This is a genomic window from Lysinibacillus sp. NPDC093210 (assembly GCF_044753985.1).
GTDB lineage: Bacteria > Bacillota > Bacilli > Bacillales_A > Planococcaceae > Lysinibacillus.
In genome coordinates this window covers 57,122-80,202 of the sequence record NZ_JBIVOE010000005.1, presented here as the reverse complement: position 1 = coordinate 80,202, position 23,081 = coordinate 57,122, and the positions used below count along the sequence as shown (strand labels likewise).

Annotated in this window: 23 protein-coding genes; 4 read left to right on the top strand and 19 right to left on the bottom strand. The window is 34.1% G+C overall.

Features of this window, described 5'->3' with window-relative positions:
- The first annotated feature begins 116 nt into the window (after positions 1 to 116).
- Complete coding sequence (locus ACIP9C_RS13670; RefSeq protein WP_401011399.1) at positions 117 to 1,013, top strand: LysR family transcriptional regulator; 897 nt, start codon at positions 117 to 119, stop codon at positions 1,011 to 1,013.
- Positions 1,014 to 1,195: 182 nt separating this feature from the next.
- Here ACIP9C_RS13670 and ACIP9C_RS13665 read toward each other — a convergent pair whose 3' ends face one another.
- Together ACIP9C_RS13665 and ACIP9C_RS13660 are read right to left on the bottom strand one after the other, a co-directional pair.
- Positions 1,196 to 2,047, bottom strand: a complete 852-nt coding sequence (locus tag ACIP9C_RS13665; RefSeq protein ID WP_401011397.1) for an aldo/keto reductase — start codon at positions 2,045 to 2,047, stop codon at positions 1,196 to 1,198.
- Between the two features lie 76 nt (positions 2,048 to 2,123).
- Entirely contained in the window at positions 2,124 to 2,546 is a 423-nt protein-coding gene (locus tag ACIP9C_RS13660; RefSeq protein ID WP_401011395.1) for a MerR family transcriptional regulator, read from the bottom strand.
- 539 nt (positions 2,547 to 3,085) lie between these two features.
- Here ACIP9C_RS13660 and ACIP9C_RS13655 point away from each other — a divergent pair.
- Positions 3,086 to 3,361 (top strand): YqhV family protein, encoded by a 276-nt coding sequence (locus ACIP9C_RS13655; RefSeq protein WP_401011394.1) that lies wholly within the window; start codon positions 3,086 to 3,088, stop codon positions 3,359 to 3,361.
- Positions 3,362 to 3,668: 307 nt separating this feature from the next.
- Here the strand turns inward: ACIP9C_RS13655 and ACIP9C_RS13650 are convergent, their stop codons facing one another.
- Positions 3,669 to 5,468: a S9 family peptidase gene (locus ACIP9C_RS13650; RefSeq protein ID WP_401011393.1), complete on the bottom strand. Its 1,800-nt coding sequence runs from the start codon at positions 5,466 to 5,468 to the stop codon at positions 3,669 to 3,671.
- 296 nt (positions 5,469 to 5,764) lie between these two features.
- Between ACIP9C_RS13650 and ACIP9C_RS13645 the strand changes: the two genes are divergently transcribed.
- Entirely contained in the window at positions 5,765 to 5,971 is a 207-nt protein-coding gene (locus tag ACIP9C_RS13645; protein WP_401011391.1) for a DUF5342 family protein, read from the top strand.
- Positions 5,972 to 6,262: 291 nt separating this feature from the next.
- Here the strand turns inward: ACIP9C_RS13645 and ACIP9C_RS13640 are convergent, their stop codons facing one another.
- From ACIP9C_RS13640 to ACIP9C_RS13570, 15 genes are all read right to left on the bottom strand, one after another.
- On the bottom strand, positions 6,263 to 6,610 hold the full coding sequence (locus ACIP9C_RS13640) for a hypothetical protein (RefSeq protein WP_401011389.1): 348 nt from the start codon (positions 6,608 to 6,610) through the stop codon (positions 6,263 to 6,265).
- Positions 6,611 to 7,297: 687 nt separating this feature from the next.
- Positions 7,298 to 7,483: a hypothetical protein gene (locus ACIP9C_RS13635; RefSeq protein ID WP_401011387.1), complete on the bottom strand. Its 186-nt coding sequence runs from the start codon at positions 7,481 to 7,483 to the stop codon at positions 7,298 to 7,300.
- A 196-nt stretch (positions 7,484 to 7,679) separates the two neighbouring features.
- Entirely contained in the window at positions 7,680 to 9,035 is a 1,356-nt protein-coding gene (locus ACIP9C_RS13630) for an NAD(P)-binding domain-containing protein (protein WP_401011385.1), read from the bottom strand.
- 96 nt (positions 9,036 to 9,131) lie between these two features.
- A complete protein-coding gene (gene arsB / locus ACIP9C_RS13625) occupies positions 9,132 to 10,190 on the bottom strand; it encodes an ACR3 family arsenite efflux transporter (protein WP_401011384.1) in 1,059 nt (352 codons plus the stop codon).
- A complete protein-coding gene (locus ACIP9C_RS13620) occupies positions 10,183 to 10,509 on the bottom strand; it encodes an ArsR/SmtB family transcription factor (RefSeq protein WP_401011383.1) in 327 nt (108 codons plus the stop codon). The genes arsB and ACIP9C_RS13620 overlap by 8 nt, the downstream gene beginning before the upstream one ends.
- Positions 10,510 to 11,188: 679 nt before the next feature.
- Positions 11,189 to 11,398, bottom strand: a complete 210-nt coding sequence (locus ACIP9C_RS13615) for a hypothetical protein (RefSeq protein WP_401011382.1) — start codon at positions 11,396 to 11,398, stop codon at positions 11,189 to 11,191.
- Positions 11,399 to 11,579: 181 nt separating this feature from the next.
- On the bottom strand, positions 11,580 to 12,779 hold the full coding sequence (locus tag ACIP9C_RS13610) for a DUF2812 domain-containing protein (RefSeq protein ID WP_401011381.1): 1,200 nt from the start codon (positions 12,777 to 12,779) through the stop codon (positions 11,580 to 11,582).
- On the bottom strand, positions 12,772 to 13,092 hold the full coding sequence (locus tag ACIP9C_RS13605) for a PadR family transcriptional regulator (RefSeq protein ID WP_401011380.1): 321 nt from the start codon (positions 13,090 to 13,092) through the stop codon (positions 12,772 to 12,774). The genes ACIP9C_RS13610 and ACIP9C_RS13605 overlap by 8 nt, the downstream gene beginning before the upstream one ends.
- 244 nt (positions 13,093 to 13,336) lie before the next feature.
- A complete protein-coding gene (adhP, locus tag ACIP9C_RS13600) occupies positions 13,337 to 14,353 on the bottom strand; it encodes an alcohol dehydrogenase AdhP (RefSeq protein ID WP_401011378.1) in 1,017 nt (338 codons plus the stop codon).
- Between the two features lie 329 nt (positions 14,354 to 14,682).
- Positions 14,683 to 15,672, bottom strand: coding sequence for a DUF4179 domain-containing protein (locus tag ACIP9C_RS13595; RefSeq protein WP_401011377.1), 990 nt, complete (start codon positions 15,670 to 15,672; stop codon positions 14,683 to 14,685).
- Entirely contained in the window at positions 15,669 to 16,208 is a 540-nt protein-coding gene (locus tag ACIP9C_RS13590; protein ID WP_401011375.1) for a sigma-70 family RNA polymerase sigma factor, read from the bottom strand. Before ACIP9C_RS13590 ends, ACIP9C_RS13595 begins: the two co-directional genes overlap by 4 nt.
- A 241-nt stretch (positions 16,209 to 16,449) precedes the next feature.
- Positions 16,450 to 16,944, bottom strand: a complete 495-nt coding sequence (locus tag ACIP9C_RS13585) for a DinB family protein (RefSeq protein ID WP_401011373.1) — start codon at positions 16,942 to 16,944, stop codon at positions 16,450 to 16,452.
- A gap of 269 nt (positions 16,945 to 17,213) precedes the next feature.
- On the bottom strand, positions 17,214 to 19,193 hold the full coding sequence (locus ACIP9C_RS13580) for a cation:proton antiporter (RefSeq protein WP_401011371.1): 1,980 nt from the start codon (positions 19,191 to 19,193) through the stop codon (positions 17,214 to 17,216).
- A gap of 252 nt (positions 19,194 to 19,445) precedes the next feature.
- Positions 19,446 to 20,207 (bottom strand): CPBP family intramembrane glutamic endopeptidase, encoded by a 762-nt coding sequence (locus ACIP9C_RS13575; protein ID WP_401011369.1) that lies wholly within the window; start codon positions 20,205 to 20,207, stop codon positions 19,446 to 19,448.
- Between the two features lie 13 nt (positions 20,208 to 20,220).
- On the bottom strand, positions 20,221 to 20,880 hold the full coding sequence (locus ACIP9C_RS13570) for a TetR/AcrR family transcriptional regulator (RefSeq protein WP_401011368.1): 660 nt from the start codon (positions 20,878 to 20,880) through the stop codon (positions 20,221 to 20,223).
- Positions 20,881 to 21,329: 449 nt separating this feature from the next.
- Here ACIP9C_RS13570 and ACIP9C_RS13565 point away from each other — a divergent pair, with 449 nt between their 5' ends.
- Positions 21,330 to 21,719, top strand: coding sequence for a spore coat protein (locus tag ACIP9C_RS13565; RefSeq protein WP_401011366.1), 390 nt, complete (start codon positions 21,330 to 21,332; stop codon positions 21,717 to 21,719).
- A gap of 77 nt (positions 21,720 to 21,796) precedes the next feature.
- Here ACIP9C_RS13565 and ACIP9C_RS13560 read toward each other — a convergent pair whose 3' ends face one another.
- Positions 21,797 to 22,621: an SDR family NAD(P)-dependent oxidoreductase gene (locus tag ACIP9C_RS13560; protein ID WP_401011364.1), complete on the bottom strand. Its 825-nt coding sequence runs from the start codon at positions 22,619 to 22,621 to the stop codon at positions 21,797 to 21,799.
- Positions 22,622 to 23,081: the final 460 nt, after the last annotated feature.

Genomic DNA, 23,081 nt, shown 5'->3' with positions numbered 1-23,081 from the left:
CTGCCTCCCCACTTTCTATCAAAAATATAACGATATTTATTATAAAGTTAAATTAATTTAATGTATAATTAACTTTAATGATGTATTGTATTAGTTTTACTAATGGGAGGACTCCGATGAATTTTGAACAGTTTGAGTATGTTAAAGCAATTGTCGAGAATAAATCGATGTCGATTGCATCACAACAATTGCATGTCACCCAATCCGCAATTAGCCAGTCCATTTCGATGCTTGAAAAGGAACTAGGTATACAATTATTTCACCGTTCTCGCAATGGTACATTACCAACCGAAGATGGTCTGTGGATTATTCCAAAGTTAATGGATATTTTGCAAAAATCTAATAAACTTAAAATGGAGATTCAATCCAAAAATGCAACCTTTTCAGGAAAGGTTGAAATCGCTACTATTCCAAGCATTTTTATGACCCTGTTACCAGATGCGTTGGTAAATTTCAAAAAAGATTTTCCACTTGTACATTACTCGATTTCAGAAATGGAAAATCATAATGTGATTAAAGCAATCATGCAAAAAAAAGCAGATGTTGGATTTATCACATTAACAAATGAATCACAATCGTTAGACAATCAGCTGATTTTTCATCCATTAAAACTACAAAGTAATTTTTATCTTCTTGTTTCAGCAAAATCAGTTCTTGCGATACACTCCGAGATTCAATTACAAGATGTACTAAGTGAGTCCTTTATTTTATATGGAGAACATTATTATAGAAACTTAATGAAGGAGTTTGAAGAGAAATACGGTCAAATATCCACAATATTTCATTCCTATAACCCAGAAGTAATAAAAAAATCCGTAGCCGCTGGTCTGGGCGTTAGTATTGTCTCCAAAATGATGATTGAAGACGATCCATATATTGATAGTGGCAGAATTAAGGCTATACCGTTAATCGGATATCCTTTTAATTTTTCCTTATCTTTTGGTGCTATTTACGATCGAAATCAGACGAATGATAAATTGATCCAACGAATGCTTGTGTACTTTAATGCATAAAATACTTCCTGTGTCCTCCTCCATCCCCTGCCTCGGAATAAAGTTTGATTAAAAACTTCATGCAAAACCGCATACAATTGCAATCAAAAAGAACCCATTTTAAAAAATTTAACAAAATGGATTCTTTTTTATGATTGGAAAATTTTTAAGATATTTGATGGATAATAATGTAACGTTTAGTATTAAACATCGATATTGCGACTTGCCATCCAGCGAATCATTTCAGGATCAGCATGAGAGAAGAATTGGCTTTCTCCCTCGTTTAATGTCGCGATATCTTTCTTGTCTTCCATAGTTAATTCAAAATCAAATACATCAATATTTTCTACCATACGCTCTGGTTTAACAGATTTTGCTAAAACAATGATATCTTGTTCAACTAACCAGCGAGTGATTACTTGTGCAACTGATTTGCCGTATTTTTCACCAATTTTAACTAAAATAGGGTTGTTGAAAATATCGTTTTTCCCCTCAGCAAATGGTGCCCATGCTTCTGGCATAATGCCTTCTGCTTTTAACGCATCAATATTTTTCTCTTGCTGCTGGAATGGGTTGATTTCAATTTGATTGACTTGCGGAGTTACTTTGTTAAATTCAGCTAAATCAACAGCTCTGTCTACCGCAAAATTTGAAATGCCAATTGCACGAACTTTTCCTGTCTCCTGAAGCTCTTCCATTGCACGCCATGCGCCATAAACATCATTATATGGTTGGTGAATCAATAATAAATCAACATAGGCTAAACCTAAACGTTTCAATGAACGCTCAAATGAAGACTGTACGCCATTATAGCTGACATTTTCTACCCAGATTTTTGTGGTGATAAAAAGTTCTTCACGTGGAACGCCAGAACTAACAATTCCACGCCCGACAGCTTCTTCATTCATATAGCTTTGCGCGGTATCGATATGACGGTAGCCAGCTTTAATAGCTTCTTTTACCGAGGTTTCGGCTTGTTTAGGGTCAGTGATTTGAAATGTCCCAAATCCTAAAATAGGTACTTCTACACCATTGTTTAATTTAACAGTTTGCATTTAAAATTCCTCCAAAAAACTATTTTTGATTACATTCTTAACTATAAACTTTGGAGTTGACTCCATAGCAAGCGATTTAATCACTTTTTCTCTCCCATAGTTTTTCCACGTTTTCGGAATTCATTTCTCCTGTCTTAAATTTAGCGATATGTTCATCATAAGTTTCAATTTTATAGACCAGTAAATCTCGTACTTGATTCATTACAGCTAATTTTTCATCCAACTCTTTCAATTGATCTCTCAATATTTGTTTTTGGGCTTCTTCAACATTTTGCGTTTCTCGAATTTGAGCCAAAGTTGCAAACTCGATTAAAGACTCAATTGATAGCCCAGCATTACGCAGATTTTTAGCTAAATAAATCCAGTTTAAATCACTCGTAGTATAATCTCGATAGCCGTTTTCATTTCGATGAACAGACGGAATAACGCCAACTCTTTCATAGTAACGTAAAGTATCCACTGTTAATTCAAACATTTCAGCAGCTTGTTTAATATTCATAACTATTCTCCTCGTATAATTTGTGTATTCAGTTTAAATTATAAACCTTGGAGTAAACACCAAGGAAAGTCTTATACTCACGATCAGTAACAGGGGTTGAAGTGAGAATTTTAGGACACTTTTTTTGCACTAATAAATCGCATTATTAAGCTACCTATTCAGTGTATCTTTTAATATTTGATTTTTTAAAACTTGCACTCGATAGATTGCAGAAAATCCTGGCACACTAAAAAAAGTTGATATGGAGAAATACTCCTTATCAACTTTTTAGCCTGTTTCAAAAGATCGTCACTGCCATTGGATACGTCTAAATTAAACGATAATAGCAATATTTAATTGAATTATCCCCTCTTGAACGATAAATTATGTATTATATGTACCTAGACTATTTCTTTTTAAAAACAGAAAATGGATATATAAAACTGATTCTATTTGATTGGGATCATACATATATTGATTTTAATATTTCATTAAAACAGAAGTCTATAATTATACTAATGATGGAAATATAATAAGCGAAAATTTTCTATAAAGATAGGATGATGACTATTATTGAAAAATCTCTTCTTGCTATGGTTATTTTACGCGTACTGTCTGGAAGTATTGAAGTAAGTGCTGGATTTTTGATGCTAAAGTTTAATAGTTTAGAAAAAGCTTTCTATATTAATACAATGCTTGCATTGGTTGGCCCAACAGTTTTAATCGTCACGACTGCAATTGCATTATTTGGACTAGCTGATAAAATTCCTGTGGCGAGAATCATTTGCCTATTTACAGGAATTACACTTATTCTTATTAGCTCACATATTAAGTAATAATAAAGTTTTCCAAAAAATAATAAAAATTTTCAAAAAAATGTCTTGTAATGGATATTAATCACATTATGATATTTACTTAAAATCTAATGACTGCTCAACATACATATCAAAATACCCATGGTAGTAAAATGCGAAAACACTTTGGACTATAGAGCATTTAGCTTATTCAATTGAGACTAGGTCCTATCATAGTAGAACCTAGTCTTTTTTTATTTAACTTCCAATCTTTTCTTAAAGAAAGATTTTTTAAATTTTCTCATAGTATCTTCTCAGTCGGGTGTTCTTTTTTCAATGAACGCATAAATTACGCTTTCACTTTAGATTCAGCGAATTGATTCAAAAATGAGAGGATTTTTTGATAAACAGCAATTTCATTTTCTTTTTTAGAGAATCCATGTCCTTCGTCTTCAAGAAGCATGTACTCGACATCACGACCTTTATCTCTTAAAGCTTGTACGATTTGATCAGATTCCTCTTTCACAACACGGGGGTCATTCGCTCCTTGGATAACTAGCATTGGTTTCACCATAGTTTCTAAATACGTAAATGGTGAGTATTCAATGAGTTTTTGCTTGTCTCTTTCAGGGTTTCCTACCCATTGATCCATAACTGGCTTCCAGTCTTCAGGAACCGAGTTGATAAACGAGAACAAATCAGATGGACCAAATATATCCACTACGGCTTTGAAATAATCAGCATGTCTACCGTGAAGCAATAAGGCCATGTAACCCCCATAACTTCCCCCCATCAATAAAATATTACCTTTTTCCGCGTAGTCATTTTCTATAAGCCAGTCGAGTCCAGCTACATTATCGAGGCGTGGACCGTGTCCCCAATCTCCTTCTACCATTTTCATGAAAGCCAACCCATAGCCTGTAGAACCACGGAAATTTGGAGCAAAGATGCTATACCCTTGATTTAAAAAGAATTGGAAGGAAGCTCTAAAAAATTTACGCTCTGCAGCTTGCGGACCACCATGCGGCCAAAAGATGATTTCACCATTATCATTTTCCTTTTTAGCTTTGAAAAATAAGGACTCTATTTCAAGTCCATCAAAGGAAGAATAAGTAATCACATCTGGCTCAACTAATTCGCTTTGATTTACACCTGGAACTGTGTATTCCGTTAAAGATGTCCATCCATTTTCCTTCAGTTGATAAATATTATGCGGCTTTGTAGCCCCTCTTCCTAATAAATACAAACTATCGGATTTTGTAACTATAAGTTTTTCGATGACACTGCATGGTGAATCTAATTCTTTCCAATTATTCGATAGCAAATCATACATGTATAAATGATCTTCTACTCCTTTTTCACTGATTAAATACAGGCACTGCTTTTCTTTGTTATATTTCAACGTAGTAAAGCTTTCATTCTCCAAATCTTTCAATTTTACAAACTCATTTGTCTCTAAATTATACGAAGCCAAATACGTAAAATCAGCATCGTAATTCGTTAATAAATAGATAAGCTCATCGGATACAAAAACTGCGTCACTGACCGTATGTTGCTGATCTGTTAGCGGTGTCAGAAGAATATGTTCCTCTCCTCGTTTGGCGTATAAGAGAGTATACGTATTAGCAAAATGTTTATAGTAGAGGGCTACCTTTTCATTCGGGCTAAAATCGAGTAAAAAAGTGGGCGCATCTTTTCCCTCAAGAACTGTTTTTTCCTCGCCAGTCACCAAGTCATAGACATAAGCATTTAAATACGTTGGGTTTCCTTTCGAAGATGTATAATAAAGCTTGGTACCATCTTCTGATAAAATTGGTCCCATATTGCGAGTTCCTTCTTCATAAATAATTTTCTTCATTGTCCCACCTTGAAGCGGAAGTCCATAAAATTGCGTATTTTCGTCTCCATTTTGGTCAAAACCAGCAATGATGAACCGCCCTTGTTTATCATAGAGAAGGCCATGACAGCTTTGGTCAATAAAAGTAAGTGGCGTCGGGAACGTACTTGGTAAATTCATGGCCCATAAATTATACTTGCCACTTAAATTTGTACTGAAAACTAGTTGTTTTTCATCTGGACTAACCGCAAAATCACCAATCGAAAATGTTCGTAAAAACTGTTCTACATCTGGTTTAGAAAAAGATACCATAATGAAACCTCCTACTTTTTTAAATTAAGTGAAAAGTCTATCTATTTATAAAATACCATTATTACTCTTCAATGTATAATACGTGATAATAGATATAATTAATGCTTCTACATCTTCATATATGTATGTATCTTTTAAGTTATGAATTTAAAAGATATACTTGGTTGTTTTATTCTTATGAAATTCTAATCTTTTTCGCCTTATTCTTTAATTTTACGTTGTTAATACGAGGACATAAGCAAATTAGTTCAGGGAATACTAAAAATTCAACAAAAAAGAAGAAAGGAGCTGTCATTTTGCTACAAAATTTTGAGGTAATTAAACCGTTGTTTGAAGGCAACATTCACGAACGTTTTCAATTTAAAATAAACATTGAGGGGAATGACTATCGAGGAATCTTTCATGATAATGAAGTTCAATGGTTTCACCCACAACCTCATAGTAAAATTAACAAAGATCAACTTAAATCCATTGAAGCTCACGTTCACAATTTGATGAGTTAACGTTTTTCCACTATCAAGCGTAGCTATCTATTAGCTGCGTTTTTTATGCAAATTTATTGCTATTCGACCGAATACGTAAGATTGTTACAGAGAATACAATAAAGCTCTTAAGTCATTAAGTAATCTAAAATATATGTTCCGTTGCATTCTTCAGTTTGCTGTATATAATGAAGAACTTGCAACACTTTGGACAAAAATGTTCAAACAACTAAAATTACTATTGCGGAGAGGATAAAGGAAATCCATAAATAGCAAAAAGCATAAGCTTGTTAAGCCTACGCTTTTCAAAAATTAATGTTCAGGCATCGTTATTCTTTTACAAGCTATTTTTGCTGCTGGAGTTCCAACACCAGCCTCTAGTGCTGCATCTACTGAATCTCCCCAAGAACCACTGCTAGCCTTTATTTCGTTCCCTGCTGTCAAAACTCCCCCTGCTACAATTTCAACACAATCATAATAGTCTGGATTAGGATTACTATCAAGATACTGTGCAGCTAGGTCGTCTGCTTTCTTTTGTATTGAAACTCGAGCTGGTTCAGCCAATGAACTAAAAACACTCTCAGCTTGCCCACCAAAATGTACAATTACGTCGTTAATGTCTCGACCAGTACGATGTATTTCTTCCATTTCAGATGACATATTTAGTCCTCTCCATCCTTGAAATTTGAACTTATTTAAGTTCACAAATATTTTATCCAACTGAGATTGTTCTTATCCATTCACAACTATTTCTTATTTGTCTGGATTTTCTTATCTCTTAATGTTTACAAGAATGTCCAGATATCTTCTAAAAAATTGCTTATTTAATACCTTTTCGTTTTTCAGTAAATTCATGTCCTCGTCCATTTGCAGTTCAATTTTAATGTAATTTATTTTAACCATAAAACTAAACGCAATATGACGTATCGAGTTCCAGTAATGCGTACCGTAGCCAATCACTCTCACAACACAAAATAAATACCTTCTACGAGCAATAAAACGTTAAAAGGACTTGAATAAGTCACTTGAGCTCTTTTATTATTATCGTTCTAAAACTATACAATATTGTTCTTTATATTTTTCATGGTTCCAATTGTACATTTGTACCAGTTGATTTAGAGATAATTCTTCATAGTAACATCTAGTATACGGTATATTTATTTCATATCGTCATGACCAATCCATACTCTCCAAAGTTCTACTATTTGTCCTTATTTAATTTTTTCTCTGAGGTACGCCAATAAATGCTTTGCTCTCGATTCTGAATAGATAAAATTTACTTCATAAATGCATGGATAACTTGTATATCCACTTACATCATAGTAAGCGTCCTTTTTAATGTCTAATTCATTTAAGTAAGTCATTTACATTTGCAACAAATAATATTTGGGCATTGGGGTCCTTTTTCCCCCAAGGTACCAACTCATATGGTTTTACTTCTAATTCAATAGTTTCCTTAACAGTAATAGTCTTCGGTTTTGTTTCAACTTCTGGCATTTCATGATTTGTTGCTATAAATGAACAAAAACTCATTTAACAAGCTCCTATATTTAATCCTTATTAAATTATCCAGCAACGTGTGTAGAGACTGGTGAAATGGCAATCCAACCTACCTATTGCGGTCTTCAGCTACAAACGCAATATTGCATGATGTCCTTCATCCCCTACTATCCCATTTCCTTCTTATTGTTCTAAAAAGGACTGTTAGCTTTCACTAACAGTCGATAAATTAACAACAAGTATTTGATTGATTGACAAGATTAATACTACATACGCCTGTTTCTGGAAGATCCAATTCCACACGTTTTGATGCTTCCTCATCGCCAGATAAGTAAGATGTTATTGAACGGACTTGTTCATAGCCTGTTGCCATTAAAAATGTTGGTGCGCGGCCATAACTTTTTGCACCGACAATATAGAAGCCTTTTTCTGGTTGTCTTAGTATTTCTTCTCCATGTGCTCGTACTGTTCCACAACTATGCTCATTAGGGTCAATTAGTGATGCTAATGCTTGCACACTTTCAGTTGCTGAATCAATAGATAGGCGCAGTTCACTGTTCAATGAAAAATCAGGTCGATTACCTGCATTGACGATAAGCTCATCGAATCCTGTTAATACGTATTGTTTACCTTTTAAAGTACCAATAATATTAATTTTTTCTTCTTTTTTAACATGAGAAATATAGAATGGTGTTACTACCTCAACTTTACCTGTATCTACTAATTCATGAATACGTACACCAAGTGCACCTCGTGCTGCTAATGCATCTTTTTCTTCGCCACCATAGGCTTCTTCTACAGAATTTTTTCTCATAATCCATATTAACTTTGTTGAAGGATTTTCTTTTTGTAATTCTGCAAGTGACAATAACGTATTGATTGCTGAATGACCACCACCAATAACAGCAATCTTCTTATCGGCATATCTCTTACAATTCGAACTTATATCTGGAATACCATACTCAATGTGATTTGCTAATGCTTTTTCATTTTGTAGCCAAACACCTGTAGAATTCGCTGGGTTTGGTTTGCCCCAGGTACCTGTAGCATCAATGACAGCTCTCGCCTCTATGACCTTGATGTCGTCCTCTTTTTCAACATAAACGTTAAAGGATTGATTTACTCGATTTTTTGTCTTCATCTTATCATTATATTGTCGTGAAATCCCTACTACTTTTGCGTTTAATTGAATGTTAGGTTTTATTTGTCCTAACTCTGACAAAGGTTTTAAATAGAAATCAATTAATTCATGTCCTGTAGGTAACGTATCTAAATTAGGTTGGACCCAATCGGAACTCTCTAATAAAGCTTTGGCAGCTTTATTGATGTTATATCGCCATGGAGAAAATAACGTAACATGCCCCCAACTTCGAATATTATGTGCTACTTCCTGTCCTGCCTCTAGTAAAATAAATGCCTGCTTTTGTTCTACTAAATGAGCTGCTGTAGCTAAACCAATTGGGCCTGCGCCAATTATTACAATGGGTAAATTATTTTTGGAATTATTATTGCCCTTTTGTACCTTTATATCGGTAGCAGACGTACAACAAGATCCATTTTGATTGATTACTTTTAGTGATTTCATAATTAATTGCTCCTCTTTTATTCTTACATAAGCATTTACTTATATAAAAAGCATTTAGCTATACATTTATTTTAAAAAGTTTATAAGGATTGCTCCTTATAATTTATTGGTTTTAAAGTATTTTTGTTGCCAACGTAAGGCAACCCAAACAAGACCTATGAGAACAGGTACTTCTACCAGTGGACCAATAACAGCGGCGAATGCCACCCCACTATGAAGGCCAAAGACGCCAACTGCCACAGCAATCGCTAATTCAAAGTTATTACTTGCAGCTGTAAAAGAAAGAGCTGCTGTGACAGGATAAGATGCGCCAGTTTTACGTGAAGAGAAAAATGAAACAGCAAACATGATCACAAAGTAGATAAATAATGGAATTGCAATTCTTAATACATCGAGTGGAAGTTTGACTAATTGCTCGCCCTTTAAGGCAAACATCATCACTATCGTGAACAAAAGTGCTATTAAGGTAAGTGGTGAAATCTTCGGTAAGTACTTTTCTTCATACCACTGTTTTCCTTTCGTTTTGATCCCTATCCAACGAGAGAGGAACCCTGCTGCAAATGGAATGCCTAAATAAATAAGAACGCTCTTTGTAATCTCCCACATGGAAATGGAAACATGGAAATTCTCTAAACCAAACCAGCCAGGTAATACATTTAAGAAAAAGTAAGCAAATATTGAATAGGTCGCGATTTGAAAGATAGAGTTAAAGGCAACTAGACCAGCTACATATTCACGGTCTCCACGTGCTAAATCATTCCAAATAATGACCATGGCAATACAACGAGCTAAACCAATCATAATGAGTCCAGCCATATATTCTGGATAATCATGAAGAAAGATAATGGCTAAAAAGAACATTAAAAAGGGTCCGAGTAACCAGTTTTGAAAAAGTGATAGTAAAAGAATCTTCCAATCTTTAAAAACACGCCACATTTCCTCATATTTAACTTTTGCCAAGGGCGGATACATCATCACAATTAACCCTATTGCAATCGGTAACGATGTTGTGCCCATTGACATGGACTCTAGTGCTTCACCAATATTAGGCATCGTAATACTTAATAAAACACCAATACCCATCGCAACAAATATCCAAAGGGTAAGGTAACGATCGAGAAAAGAAAGCTGTTTGGTTAAAGATTCATTACTCATTATCCGTTCCCCCTACATGGTTACAATCTGTACCACAATTGCAACCGTTTAAAGGTTTAATTTGTTCTAAAATGCCCTTCATTAATGGCGTTTGTTCCTCTACTAAACGGTAATGTTTCCAAGTCCCTACTTTACGTTCCGTTATAATACCTGCCTCCTTTAATTTGCGTAAATGCTGACTAACTGCTGGCTGTGATATACCTAAAACATCCACAAAATCACATACACATACCTCCCCATTTTTCATACATGCAAGTAATTTAAGACGGTTCAAATCAGCTGTTGCTTTTAATTGTTTTTCAATTCGTGTGTTTTCCATTTATCTGCACCCCTTATATAATCATTTACTTATATATTAGTTTAAATAAAATCACCTCGTTAAAGAAAGGTGACATATACGTATATAACTATATACTTATATTATGATTGAATGTTTTGATTTGCAATAGATATTTACTCAATTTGAAAATTTCTTTTTCTTTTAACAACTCCGGTTTAGTAAGGATCTTTAAAGGTGTAATTTCTGTCCAATTAATAATGTCTGGGCAAAAGATCAATAATAAAGTTGTTTAATTCTTATTGAAGTAACGCACCCCATTGGTTGAATAAAGAATGGCTTCTTCTCTCGTTTCCTTAATGGTTAATAACGTATATATTTCTGATTTCTGCCCAAAATTTCACTTGCCTCTTTTTCTGTTATAACTCGATTAAATACTTACATAATGGTGTATATCTTACTAGGGTTCATCAATACTATTTATATTAAATTTTTTATACTTTGAGTGCAGTTTATTTCTTCGTCTGTTGTTAAAGTTAGCTTCATATTTTTCCCACATAGTTTTCTTTATACTTACGATATTTTATCAACTTATTCTATTTTTTCAGTAATAAATATTCAAGAAAATCACCTCATCTATAAAGTGACTATAGAATAAGGTGATTGAAATTAAAATAATAAAAATCTACGCCAACTTTTTTTATAAAAATCGTCACTTCGTTTAGCGTGACTCTTTTGTAGGTTGGCATACATCACATTTTCTTTGGTTTTTATTTTTAAATTTCGCAAATGTTTTTTCAAAGTTACTCCCACATGCACATTTAAAAAGTAACTTTTGAGAAAATCCGTGATACTCCGTCGTTAGCAACTTACTTTCCGTATTGTTCTCAACAAACTCTTTAATTTTACCAATCGTCCATCGTTTATTCATTCACTTACACCTCCGTACTATATCATTCTGCGGAGGCTTTTTTTGCATCCGTTCAAATATAAAAAAGTCTTAATTATCTTAAGTTCCTCATTATAGCATGAGCTGGCGCACAATAAAACAGAAGAAAGGTATCTTATTTAACTAAACTGCTCCATAAGTTGAAAAGAAATTGAAATATACTCTATTCTGATATTAAATGAATCTTCTTTACTATGTTTTCTATTATTGAATTTTTATCTGCATAGCCATTGTAACGAACGTATATAACTGCTTTCCCATTAGAAGCAAACACTTCTTTTGAAGCCCCTTCCTCATGAACAATCAAAAGATCTAATTGGGGATGTTTTATTTCAACAAAATCTTCATGACTATCCCCATACCTATATCTTTTTATTAAATCAGCAATCAGATTATCCGTAAGAGCCGATATGCTCAACTGATAAACCTCAGTACGAATACTTGGCGAATATTCACCACTCCTGTCTTCCCACATTTCTCCTGGAACGATCCCACTTTCATCTGTATCATATTGCACTGGTGCTAATGGACCCCAATTATATGTATATCGGTTTTCCCAATCAACATCATCTCTCATATATGAAGTTTCTCCTCGAATTAAAGCAGGATTCTTCTCGACATCTGCTAATCTGACAATGGGTAAATCCACATTTTCTTTGGGCAATGTTTTCGTCTCACCTTTTACAAGCTGTAACAATGGAAATATTGCACTCAATCCAATAACTACTGTAATGAGGAAAGCTAAAGTTGAATTTAATCGATAGTGCTTTTTCCAAGGGGCATGATGATTAATCGGTTTTCCTTCGATAAGATTTTTTCGCAAAGCACGAATGGAAAAAGCTGCTTGTAGCGCATTATAGGTCGTATATCCGATAAAGGCGGTTACAATAGTTTGTTGAATAGCCAATCCTTGAACCAAAATGAGGGTAGGTGTTCCATCAAGAAACCAAATAGCAGACAACATACCGATCATTAAGATCATGGCACCAGTAGCTATACATGCATTCATCGCTAATTTCTTATCCAGTTCCTTTAATGTGTACGATTGTTCAGCCGGGTCTGTATGTAGTTCTGGTGCATTGAGTTCAACGGGTGAAGAATATACGTGAAAAAAATTATAGCTTGTCACATAATCCCATCCACTTTCTTCATACATCTGTATTTGTTCTGGCGTAATCTTCTTATTTATGGACACATCTATTCTAAACCTCATTTTTTTCGGTTCACCTTTAACAAAATGGGCGAAATGTAACCCCATCTTTTTCAGATGGAATCCCATTGCAGCCATGTCTGAAAACCAAGATTCATGTTCCCCGATGCGCCAATAATCACTTGGTCGAAGTTTACGGACGATTTTATTCATGCTCATCACCTTCCTCTAAAATGGTGCTATCTTTTATCAATGCTTTTAATCGACTATACTCGAAACGCAGCGCTTGCTCTCCTTCTGTTGTAATTAGATAGGTCTTCCTTCTTCCATCATCTTCTGCCAATGAAATAAGCCCGTCTTTTTGCATTCGGGAGAGTACACCGTAAAGTGTTCCCGGTCCCATTTTTAATCGACCATTCGAAACTTCTGTAATGGAATGCATTAGCTGATACCCGTGGTTAGGACGCATTAACGCTAGTAATACATAATACATTGCTTCTGTCATCGGTCCCCCATTATATGCCATCGGTTACAAACCTTCTTTCATTCTATAAACTATTATGTTATACGATATATCGTATAACATAATAGTACTTAATGGTTTATCTAATGTAAATAATTATAAATATTTTTCTATATTAAGGAATAACCCTGAATTTCGTGACTATTTTTAAAAGACAAAGGCGTAAATTTTAAAATTAAAAATGTCCAAAACAATAAAAAGACAAGTGTAAATTTAATTTACACTTGTCTTGCAATGAACAATTCAATTATTTTGTAAAGTCTATAACCATACGGCCTGTAATTTTACCTTGTTCCATTTCTTCCATAATTTCATTAATTTCTTCAATTTTACGTAATGTTACTTTCGGTACTACTTTACCTTCTGCTGCAAATTGGAATGCTTCTTGTAAGTCTTGGCGTGTTCCTACTAATGTGCCTATTACTTGAATACCGTCTAGAACTAAACGTGGGATATTTAAATCCATAGTATCTACCGGTAAACCAACAGCGACAACGCGTGCGCCAGCTTTTACAACATCGATCGCTTGGTTGAATGGCGTTTTAGCTACAGCTGTAATTACTGAAGCATCTAAACCTCTACCATTTGTCAGCTCTTTCGCTTTTGCAATTGGGTCTTCATTTAATAAGTTTACGACCACGTCTGCACCTACTTCTTTAGCAAACGCTAGCTTATCATCATTTATATCGAATGCAACTACTTTTGCACCGTAGACATTTTTAGCGTATTGTACAGCTAAGTTACCTAGACCGCCAATTCCAAATACCCCGATCCATTGCCCAGGTCGGATATTTGATACTTTCACAGCTTTGTAAGTTGTAACGCCTGCACAAGTTACAGAAGAAGCGGCTGCTGGATCTAAATAATCAGGGACTTTTACAGCATAATCAGCTGATACGATAACCTGCTCAGCCATAGCGCCATCTACTGTGTAACCTGCATTTTTTACGTCACGACATAGTGTTTCACGACCTGTCGTGCAGTATTCACAGTGTCCGCAGCTTTCATACATCCAAGCGATTGATACACGGTCACCAACTTTTAAAGAAGTAACGCCTTCAGCTACTTCAATAACTTTACCAATACCCTCATGTCCTAGAACGATTCCTGTTACATCACCGAAATCTGCATTTTTTACGTGTAGGTCTGTATGACATACACCACAAAATTCTGTTTGCACTAATGCTTCACCATGTCTTAATGGTCTGAGTTGTTTCTCTTCCACACTTACACTTTTGTCTTTTGTTACGACTGCTGCTTTCATAATTAATATGCCTCCTTAAAAGTAAGAAATTCATGTTAATTAATAAACGTGCATGCACTTAAATGTGAATTCGCTTCCATTTTATAAAGGATTTTAATTGATTACAATATATTTAAATAAATTCATAAAAAATGAGTCTAGTTTCTCAGAAAAATGCTATATTTTAAAATAATTTGAATATTTTTATAAATAAACATAACGTTGGTTGGGATTTTATCTTACGTTCTTATGATTTAAATTGTTATACGAAAATAACAAAAAAATTTTAGTATTTAGAATTATCTTACCTAACCCCTATAACTCTGTTTTAGTTTATATTAAATATAATGTTATTCAAGTGGAATTTTAATAATTGGTAGTTGAATATTTTCTTTCATTGTTAATGTTTTTTCATCAACAATTCGTACAGTCGGAGTAAGAATTAATGTATGAATATCGGTATCGGGAACAAATATTTCAATGTATCCATTTACTCGTCCTGAATTACTCTTAAAGCTTGTTGTACCTAAATCCTCATAGGTATTTCCTGCATTATCTTTCAAGTCAATCATTAAATATTCAGTATCCCAATCTAGGTTACCCTCATAATACAGCGTCGTTGCATATTTTCCTTTTGTTAATTGGTTAAATACTAACTGGTATTGTTCATTACCAAATGGAATGTTTATCTTTTGGGAATTGGCTTTAGTTGGTGTAAGCTCTAATTGATAACTCCAGTCCCCTTCTATAAGGGTTGTATAGTCCATTCCTTTAAGTACTTTGGGGCTCCATTGTACAGTAATTGTTTTATCAATCACCTCATCTGAAACTCTTGCCGTAAACATTCCCATCAATGTATAATCATCTTTTTTAATAATCTGCTGACTTTGTACGTTTACTGTATTCCCGTTTACTTCTAACTTTTCTAGCCAAAATAAGGGGTTTCCATTGATCGGTTTATCATGTTTCATTTCATAACTTATCGATATGATGCTACCATCAAAAAAAGCTTCGGCTAATTCAATTGTAGAGCCATTACTTTCATCTAATTGATTGATAATTGTTCCGTAGTCACTAAATACTTGTAATTGGGGACTGTTATTTACTTGTATTAATTGCTGAACGATTGGTAGACGGTCAGCCACTGCAGGTAGCCAAATTGTACTGCTAGTAACTATTATTGCTGTCATTGCGATAGCACTTAACCATTTGATTTTATTATTAGTACGTTTCTTTGATACACTTAAAATACGTTTCTCTATGTTCTTCATTTCCCAATCTGAAATTTCAACAGGTTCAATTTTATCAATATCGATTCGAATAAAATCTTTTTCACTCATCTTGATACCCCCCAGCTTATCTCTTCTTTTAACTTAAGCTTGCCACGATATAATCGATTTTCGACAGCTGCTTTAGAAATATCAAATATTTCGGCTATTTCTCCATTGGAATAGCCTAAGTAATATTTCAGTAAAAAAATTTCCTGATCCGTTTTATTTAAGTCTAAAATTTTGATAAACAGTTGCTCTTTTTGAAGTTTTTCTTCTAAGATACTTTCTGGTAAAGCATTTACACTTGATATCGATGGGGATAATTCTGTCGTTTTTGGCTTATTTTGAAGAGCGCGATATGTATCAATTGCTTTATATTTTGCAATAACACTTATCCATTTTTTAAAATCATCCTCATTACCAGTAAATTGATAGCTCTTTTGCCAAATGATAAGAAAGACATCATTTATACATTCTTCAATAGCGGTTTGATTAGGTTGTAACACTTTTACGACAATCGCTTTAACATATCCCCCATATGTGTAAACTACTTCCCTTAAAGCTAATTCATCCTTTTTGTGTAGCCGTTCAATTAATGCAAACATAAAGTGATACTTCCTCCCTTCTTTTCTATAAGTAATAACGAGCAAAACAAAGAATACTCTCAACTATTGTTTCTTTTAAAATTGATATGGATAAAGAAGTTTGAATACGTATGTTATGTATAAAAAGCTCCTGATAAAGCAAAAAGAGCTGCATATGCAACTCTAATCTTTAGACATCACTATCGCTTTAAGGAGACTACTAAAAATGAGAATTTTAGGAATTTGCCACTTGTACTGCTCATTAAGCTTTGTCGTCCGCCGACGGGCCATAGATGCCTGGCACTTTGATATCAAGAAGACGTAAGTATACCCCGAGTTGCGCACGGTGGTGAACCATGTGACTTATACCAAACGTACGTAATGCAATCGCTCGCGGTTCCCGGCGAATGATATAATCATCTTGCCTTAGCGTCCATTCTTCACCGAGGATTTTCTCGTCACATTCTGCGAGTAACTTTTCTAACTTGTCGACGTTTAAATCAAACTCATCTAGTACATCCGATAGTTTTTCAAGAGCTTCTCGCTGTATTGGCACTTTTGAAAGATCTAGTTCGGGGTACTGAATAATGGCGATTTGCCAGTTCAGTAAGTTGATGAGGTGCGTCGATAGCCCGCCGAGTGACATAGATTTGTCGTGAGGCTTCCATGACATATGCTCCTCAGGCAAGCGTTCAAGAATACGGCGCGTATTCGCCAGTTCATGTGTAACGTCCCCAACGATTAATTGTTTACTCATAAATGCCTCTCCTCCTTCTTTATGATTAGCATACTATAAATTCCATTTAAGTGTAAATGTCCCCGATATGAGGTTTTTTCGCTATGAAATCTTACACTTTCGACCTTTCCAAAAGATAGTTTCCTTGCTGAGAAAGATTTGATTCCAAGCTGCTTAATGGTAAAGAAAAACAAGCAACCCAAATGAATGGATTGCTTGTATATAAACTAGATAGACCGTACCTAACCATTGGTGAAATGCAACCCCTAGGCCTAACTTCTAGCCAATTATTACTCTTCTTCTTCGAGCAAAATAACACTTTCTAAGTTAATGACAAATCTTCTTAATTCTTTTGCTACTTCATTATTTATATTACCAGCTTGATACCATTCATGTATAAGGCTTCGTTGTGCTTCAATTGCTATTAAAGCTAAGTATTCTTTGAGTTCCTCCTGTTTAGAAGAATCCATTTTATAACTAGTATATTGAGGATGACGATAGTACATCGCCACTTTTTGTGCAATATCTATTGAGTGTTCATTCGTTTCTTGCACATGCTTTACAATTGATGATGATACATAATCTGTTAAATCTTTTTTCACCTTATTAATTTGTTCAACAATATCGATAGGAAGTTTGCTCACCTTTCGTTCACGTAAAAAATTACGCAAACGACGTTTTAATAAAGTAAATGACCGGTTATTCAACATATCTTTTCTTTCTCTAAGAATAAAGTTAACTTCTTGTTGAATGGTTTGATTAAATCCATGCTCAGTCATATATTGATGTGTATAAAATATTTCTAATTCCATTCCAACCTTCCTAGCTTCCAATATTTTTTGCTTGTAAGTTTGAAGTACTGCCTCTGACTGTTCTAGCTCAATATTTAATAGCATGGCGTTATATTGGTTTATTAAACTGAGAGCTACAGGAGCATTTTCCTCATCCGTTTCAAGTTGAATACTATGAATGGCATGTTCAATCATCTTTCGTTTTTCACTCATTAAATTGGATTGTTGTGAGGCTTCTTGCTTGTTTAAAAAAGGTAAAAATAAAGTAGCCATTACCAAGGTAAATAAAATTACACCTGCTGCTAAGAAAAGGAGTAATTGCCGCTCAGGAAATAGATCCCCTTGATTGGTTAGTAACGGTATCGATAAAATCCCTACCATCGTAATCGTTCCTCGAACTCCTACAAGTGTTGTCACGATATGATCTTTAAAAGTTAAAGTATCTTCACTTTTAAATAATTTTTTATCCAGTAAATCGAAAAACATCGTCCAAATAAAGCGGATACCTAATACCAGAAAACCAATAACCAATACATATAAAATAAGTACACTATTGTTTATTTCTTCACTTACGAGTATAAGTTTTGTTGCAGTAGGTAGCATCAATCCAAGTAAAATAAAAATTATTCCATTTAATGTAAAGGTTAGCATTGACCAAAAATGCTGTGTTACTAAATGTTCCTGTGCAATAATACTTACTGCTTTTTCTTTAATAATGGTTGCAATGATTCCTCCCGCAACGACAGATATAACACCCGATGCATGAAAAACTTCTTCGGATAGGAAAAATAAAATAAAGGGTGCTAGTACTTGTAGCAATACGTAAAATGTTACATCTACAATTCCTATGCGCCGTAATTGAAGGCGTATCCAAAACAGAAATAATGCACCGAATATCCCAATAAGGGCACCAATAAAGAACATGTAAGTAAAGTCAAGTGTTGCTGATTTTATAGAAAAATAACCTGTTACAATCGCTGCAACGGCATATTTAAACGCAATTAGCCCCGATGCATCATTGATTAAAGATTCCCCGCGAACTAAATTCATAATATGTTCTGGAATGTGCACTCGTTTGGCAATACCATTTACCGCGACTGGGTCTGTTGGCGATAAAATAGCCATTAAAGCAAATGCAGCAGCTAATGGAATTGAAGGAATCATCCAGTGTACAAATAGACCACCAATAATAGTCGTTAATAATACTAAGACAATTGCATTACCTAAAATAGGTAACCTCATTTTCCATAATTGTTCACGAGGAAAATGTGCTCCATCATAATAAAGTAACGGAGCAATAAACAATAGCAAAAACCATTCTGATTCAATCTCAAAGGTGAAGTCTTTTGCTAATAAAGCAACGACAATGCCAACTGCTATTTGTATAAGAGCAATTGGAATGAAAGGAATATAATGTGCTAGCACATTTGTAACTAATAATAAAACGAGTAAAAATAATATTGATATTAAAATTTCCATGTACGGTCCCCTTTTTCTAAAGCAATCTGCATGCATTTCATTTTTCATAATCAATCAAATAATAGTTGACTAATCACCCTTGACTTATAAACTACCCATATTTTCGCTTCTATACTGCATTGATTACTTTTTCAACAGTTAGTATTTGTTTAAAGACTGTAAATACACCCAACACAAAATGTTTTAAACACAAAGAAAAAGCCGTTTCTTTAAAGCGAAACGGCTTTCCTGTTACAATATTTTTGAATAGTGTTATCCTTGAAGAAATTGAAGATTCTTGTTTCGATAGCTTTCAAATGCTGTAAAAATAACGAATGCCAACATAAGTGTAAGAAACCCAGACGAAACATTCGTATTTGGAAGATACACTTCCCAGAATGAGTTAATTAATGCGTGAAAAATAATACAAAGAAAGATACTTTTCGTGAATTGATATATGACTGTCATTAAAAAAGACAATGCCAATGCCATTAGCGTAAACCAAAGAAAGTTCATGCTCATTTGATTGGAACCAACTACAAACCATAATGGCAAATGCCAAATCGCCCAAATTCCTCCGACAATTAGTGTACTTGTAAAAGCTGACCATCTTTTTTGCAATGCAGGCTGCAAATACCCTCGCCAGCCGATCTCTTCCAACCCTCCGCCGATTATCATAATTGGAAAGTAAATTAATGCTAGATAAAGAGGTTGCTCCTTCGTTGCTCCACCCCAAAGAGTTGGCAAAAAGCAAGCTATAAACGCCAATCCAATCGTAAATAGATACCAAGCTAATGGATGTCTTGGATTTTTTATATTACGAATAAACGACTTAAACTCTTTTTTCGAACTATACTTCTTTTTTAGCCAAATCTCACTAATACCAGGTGCAATACCGCCGAGAATAAAGATTATTATGGATAATGGAGTTCCAAACTTAAGGAGATTGAATTGTGATAAAATCGCTAAACCACCCCAAAGAATCCATGACAAAGAAAATGTGTAAAATAGAAACTTTCCTACCTCTTTCCCCATAAATGCTTCCTCCTCAATTACTACCCAATAATAATTGTACAGACTTGCATAAAGTGTTCATTAGTCGAACCTCATCAAAAAGCTTTTGATCATTTTGGAGCATACCATAACATTTTTGTAAAACAACATCTCTGACAATCCCATCAATGGAAGTCATAATAAAAGTAAATAAATCTTCTAGTGTTACTGCAGGTTGAAAACTCCCTACGGAAATACCCGCTTGTATTGTATTACATATTTGTTCCACCAAATATTGTCCACTTTCATTTTCGGTAATGTTCGGTAAAATTTTCATTTGTCTATCAGGATTGTTTGCAAACAAAATCGTAAGTTCAAAATGGATTTTCCCCACCGTTGATAAATTTTCTTGTATGTATTTACCGAGAAACGTAAATAGCTTTTCTAATTTCTCTTTTGGAGCACCGCTGCTGCCTATTAATGCATCGACATCGGCCTTATAATCAGCATTTGCATTAGCCTGATTAATGATCTCAACAAGTATTTCATCGACATCCGAATAATAGCGATAAACGCCTCCTTGACTTACTCCAGATGCTTTAATGATATCTCTCATCGTAATTTCATAGAGTGGCTTCACTTTACACACCGATAAAGCTGCTTCTAATATGGCTTTTTTCTTTCTAATTACATATTCAGGACTTACCTTTGGCATAGTTACCTCCTTATACAATAAAAATGACACTAGTGTCATTTTTATTGTATTACTCTAATTATGAATCGTCAATAATCAAATTACAATAATGTGATTTTTTAACAATATTTAAAATAAACCCCCTTTGTTTATGTGCTTAGACAACAAGCGGTAAATAGTTTCTCTAAAAAAAGAAAGAACATTTGCCATCAAGTATTACAATGATACGCCCTTAATTATATGGATTTTATAGTCCTCTTTGAAACAACTTTATTAGTATTTCATTTGAAGAGTATCTACACACGATTGAAACTACATAACGTCTTTGTATTTCGCGTTTGTTTCTTAAGCAGTCATATAGAAAAACTATTTAGATTGGTTATTTTATTCTTCTTAACTCTACCTTCCTTATAGTCCAAACATTTTTTTTCGAATTGAATAACCTATTTAGAAAAGAGGAGGTGATAGAAATGGCATCATTTGAAATTGGTTCGAGAAGTCTTTTCAATTTTAGAAATGAACGCTTTTTCCTATTAGTTGAAGATGAAATTACAGTTCCAGATAAAGGTGTGGAGATTGATCCGGTTAATATCTATGAGATTGACCAACAAACTTTCAATTTTATTAGAGATGAAGGAGATACACCTGTAGTTGTACCACGTTTTACCCTTCCCCCTGTACCACCTGGATTTGAATTAGAAAGAAAATGTATTTTCACTGTTAATAATTCATACTTTGTAATCTATGATTTAGAAAATGGAACAGATAACAATGTACTATTAAGAATTAGCGCAGCTTTATTTAACTCCATGAGAAATTCTGGTGTTCGTGAATGTGTACCTCAAAATTTTATTAACTAATTGGTATTTACATTTTTAAATCTAAGCGTACAAAAACAAAAGAGCATGCTTTTCAAAGCATGCTCTTATTAAAGCAATTAATTTTCAAGGATGCGCGCTCTCCTGCTGACTTTACAAACTAACCTCATTAGTTCTTTATGTGCTGCTGGAAAAAGTGTGAAAAATATATCCATTGTTCGACGCATTGGCATATGACAAATAATGGGTAGGTTTCGATGAATCCCTTTTAAAGTAATTTTAGCTAACTTTTCAGGAGACATCATTTTTTGTTTCTCGAATTGCTTTATGATATCTGACTTATTCATATTGATTGCTTTTGATCCTTCAAAAATAGGTGTATCAACAAATGTAGGACAAAGCGCACTTACTTTAACCCCGAATTCTTCTGCCTCATAATGAAGAGAAGTGGTTAAGCCTACAACCGCATGTTTAGTAGTTGAATAAGCCGTCGATATAGGAGAAGGTCCCAAACCTGCTGCAGATGCTGTGTTCACAATATGTCCGAATCCTTGGTTTTTCATAATTTTATAACCTACTTGTGTGCCATTAATGACTCCCCATAAGTTAACATCCATAATTTCTTTCCAATTTTCAATCGTCAAATCAAAGAGTTCGCTATACATTGCAATCCCTGCATTATTAAAAAGATAATCAATTCTACCAAACTCTTCGAATGTATTTATAAGTAGTCGTTCGACACTATGATATTCAGTTACATCCAAGTAGACATACCTAGCACATAGTATTTCCTTGTTTAATTGTACTTCTAAGCTTTTCCCTGCTTGTTCGTTAATATCTGAAATGATAACAAACACATGCTGTTGGACTAGTTCATTGCAAATAGCTCGACCTATACCTGATGCACCACCTGTAACTACGGCAACTTTTCTCCGCTTCTCCATCTGAATCCTCCTTATATCGAAAGAACTGTTAGAACGCTCCTGGCTTACTCCAACAAATAAGGTCCCTTATAAACATATACAACGATAAAATGATTAACAGTGGTTTAAATAGTTGCTGAATTTACGTTAAGCTCATGTTCTGCATTGTGTTTTATGCAAATGAAAATGAAGTTTAGTGACTTACTAAAATTTCTTTTAAATAAATTGAACGACCGTTCTAATTAAATTATATATGCGTTACCAAATAAAGTATATACTTGAATTAAAATTCATAAATTGTGTACATTTTTTCTTCACCGTTTTTATTTCCCATTATCGAAATTACTTCTTTTAGAAATCACTTTTTTACAGTTGGATGGAAAGCTTTGATTGAATCATGTTAATTGTTTACATATACACCAAGCTCCCTTCTACCAACAGAAAGATTGTCTTATGCGCTATGTTTTCTTCGACATGCCCT

What these genes read in the sequence shown, in the direction of transcription:
- ACIP9C_RS13640 (WP_401011389.1), bottom strand. Translation starts at nt 6,610, where the DNA reads ATGTCATCTGAAATGGAAGAAATACATCGTACTGGTCGAGACATTAAC.
- ACIP9C_RS13595 (WP_401011377.1), bottom strand. Translation starts at nt 15,672, where the DNA reads ATGAGTGAAAAAGATTTTATTCGAATCGATATTGATAAAATTGAACCT.
- ACIP9C_RS13605 (WP_401011380.1), bottom strand. Translation starts at nt 13,092, where the DNA reads ATGGCATATAATGGGGGACCGATGACAGAAGCAATGTATTATGTATTA.
- ACIP9C_RS13670 (WP_401011399.1), top strand. Translation starts at nt 117, where the DNA reads ATGAATTTTGAACAGTTTGAGTATGTTAAAGCAATTGTCGAGAATAAA.
- ACIP9C_RS13585 (WP_401011373.1), bottom strand. Translation starts at nt 16,944, where the DNA reads ATGAGTAAACAATTAATCGTTGGGGACGTTACACATGAACTGGCGAAT.
- ACIP9C_RS13580 (WP_401011371.1), bottom strand. Translation starts at nt 19,193, where the DNA reads ATGGAAATTTTAATATCAATATTATTTTTACTCGTTTTATTATTAGTT.
- ACIP9C_RS13650 (WP_401011393.1), bottom strand. Translation starts at nt 5,468, where the DNA reads ATGGTATCTTTTTCTAAACCAGATGTAGAACAGTTTTTACGAACATTT.
- ACIP9C_RS13590 (WP_401011375.1), bottom strand. Translation starts at nt 16,208, where the DNA reads ATGTTTGCATTAATTGAACGGCTACACAAAAAGGATGAATTAGCTTTA.
- ACIP9C_RS13665 (WP_401011397.1), bottom strand. Translation starts at nt 2,047, where the DNA reads ATGCAAACTGTTAAATTAAACAATGGTGTAGAAGTACCTATTTTAGGA.
- ACIP9C_RS13575 (WP_401011369.1), bottom strand. Translation starts at nt 20,207, where the DNA reads ATGGGGAAAGAGGTAGGAAAGTTTCTATTTTACACATTTTCTTTGTCA.
- ACIP9C_RS13615 (WP_401011382.1), bottom strand. Translation starts at nt 11,398, where the DNA reads ATGAATAAACGATGGACGATTGGTAAAATTAAAGAGTTTGTTGAGAAC.
- ACIP9C_RS13655 (WP_401011394.1), top strand. Translation starts at nt 3,086, where the DNA reads ATGATGACTATTATTGAAAAATCTCTTCTTGCTATGGTTATTTTACGC.
- ACIP9C_RS13620 (WP_401011383.1), bottom strand. Translation starts at nt 10,509, where the DNA reads ATGGAAAACACACGAATTGAAAAACAATTAAAAGCAACAGCTGATTTG.
- ACIP9C_RS13610 (WP_401011381.1), bottom strand. Translation starts at nt 12,779, where the DNA reads ATGAATAAAATCGTCCGTAAACTTCGACCAAGTGATTATTGGCGCATC.
- ACIP9C_RS13560 (WP_401011364.1), bottom strand. Translation starts at nt 22,621, where the DNA reads ATGGAGAAGCGGAGAAAAGTTGCCGTAGTTACAGGTGGTGCATCAGGT.
- ACIP9C_RS13635 (WP_401011387.1), bottom strand. Translation starts at nt 7,483, where the DNA reads ATGAGTTTTTGTTCATTTATAGCAACAAATCATGAAATGCCAGAAGTT.
- adhP (WP_401011378.1), bottom strand. Translation starts at nt 14,353, where the DNA reads ATGAAAGCAGCAGTCGTAACAAAAGACAAAAGTGTAAGTGTGGAAGAG.
- ACIP9C_RS13630 (WP_401011385.1), bottom strand. Translation starts at nt 9,035, where the DNA reads ATGAAATCACTAAAAGTAATCAATCAAAATGGATCTTGTTGTACGTCT.
- arsB (WP_401011384.1), bottom strand. Translation starts at nt 10,190, where the DNA reads ATGAGTAATGAATCTTTAACCAAACAGCTTTCTTTTCTCGATCGTTAC.
- ACIP9C_RS13660 (WP_401011395.1), bottom strand. Translation starts at nt 2,546, where the DNA reads ATGAATATTAAACAAGCTGCTGAAATGTTTGAATTAACAGTGGATACT.
- ACIP9C_RS13570 (WP_401011368.1), bottom strand. Translation starts at nt 20,880, where the DNA reads ATGCCAAAGGTAAGTCCTGAATATGTAATTAGAAAGAAAAAAGCCATA.
- ACIP9C_RS13565 (WP_401011366.1), top strand. Translation starts at nt 21,330, where the DNA reads ATGGCATCATTTGAAATTGGTTCGAGAAGTCTTTTCAATTTTAGAAAT.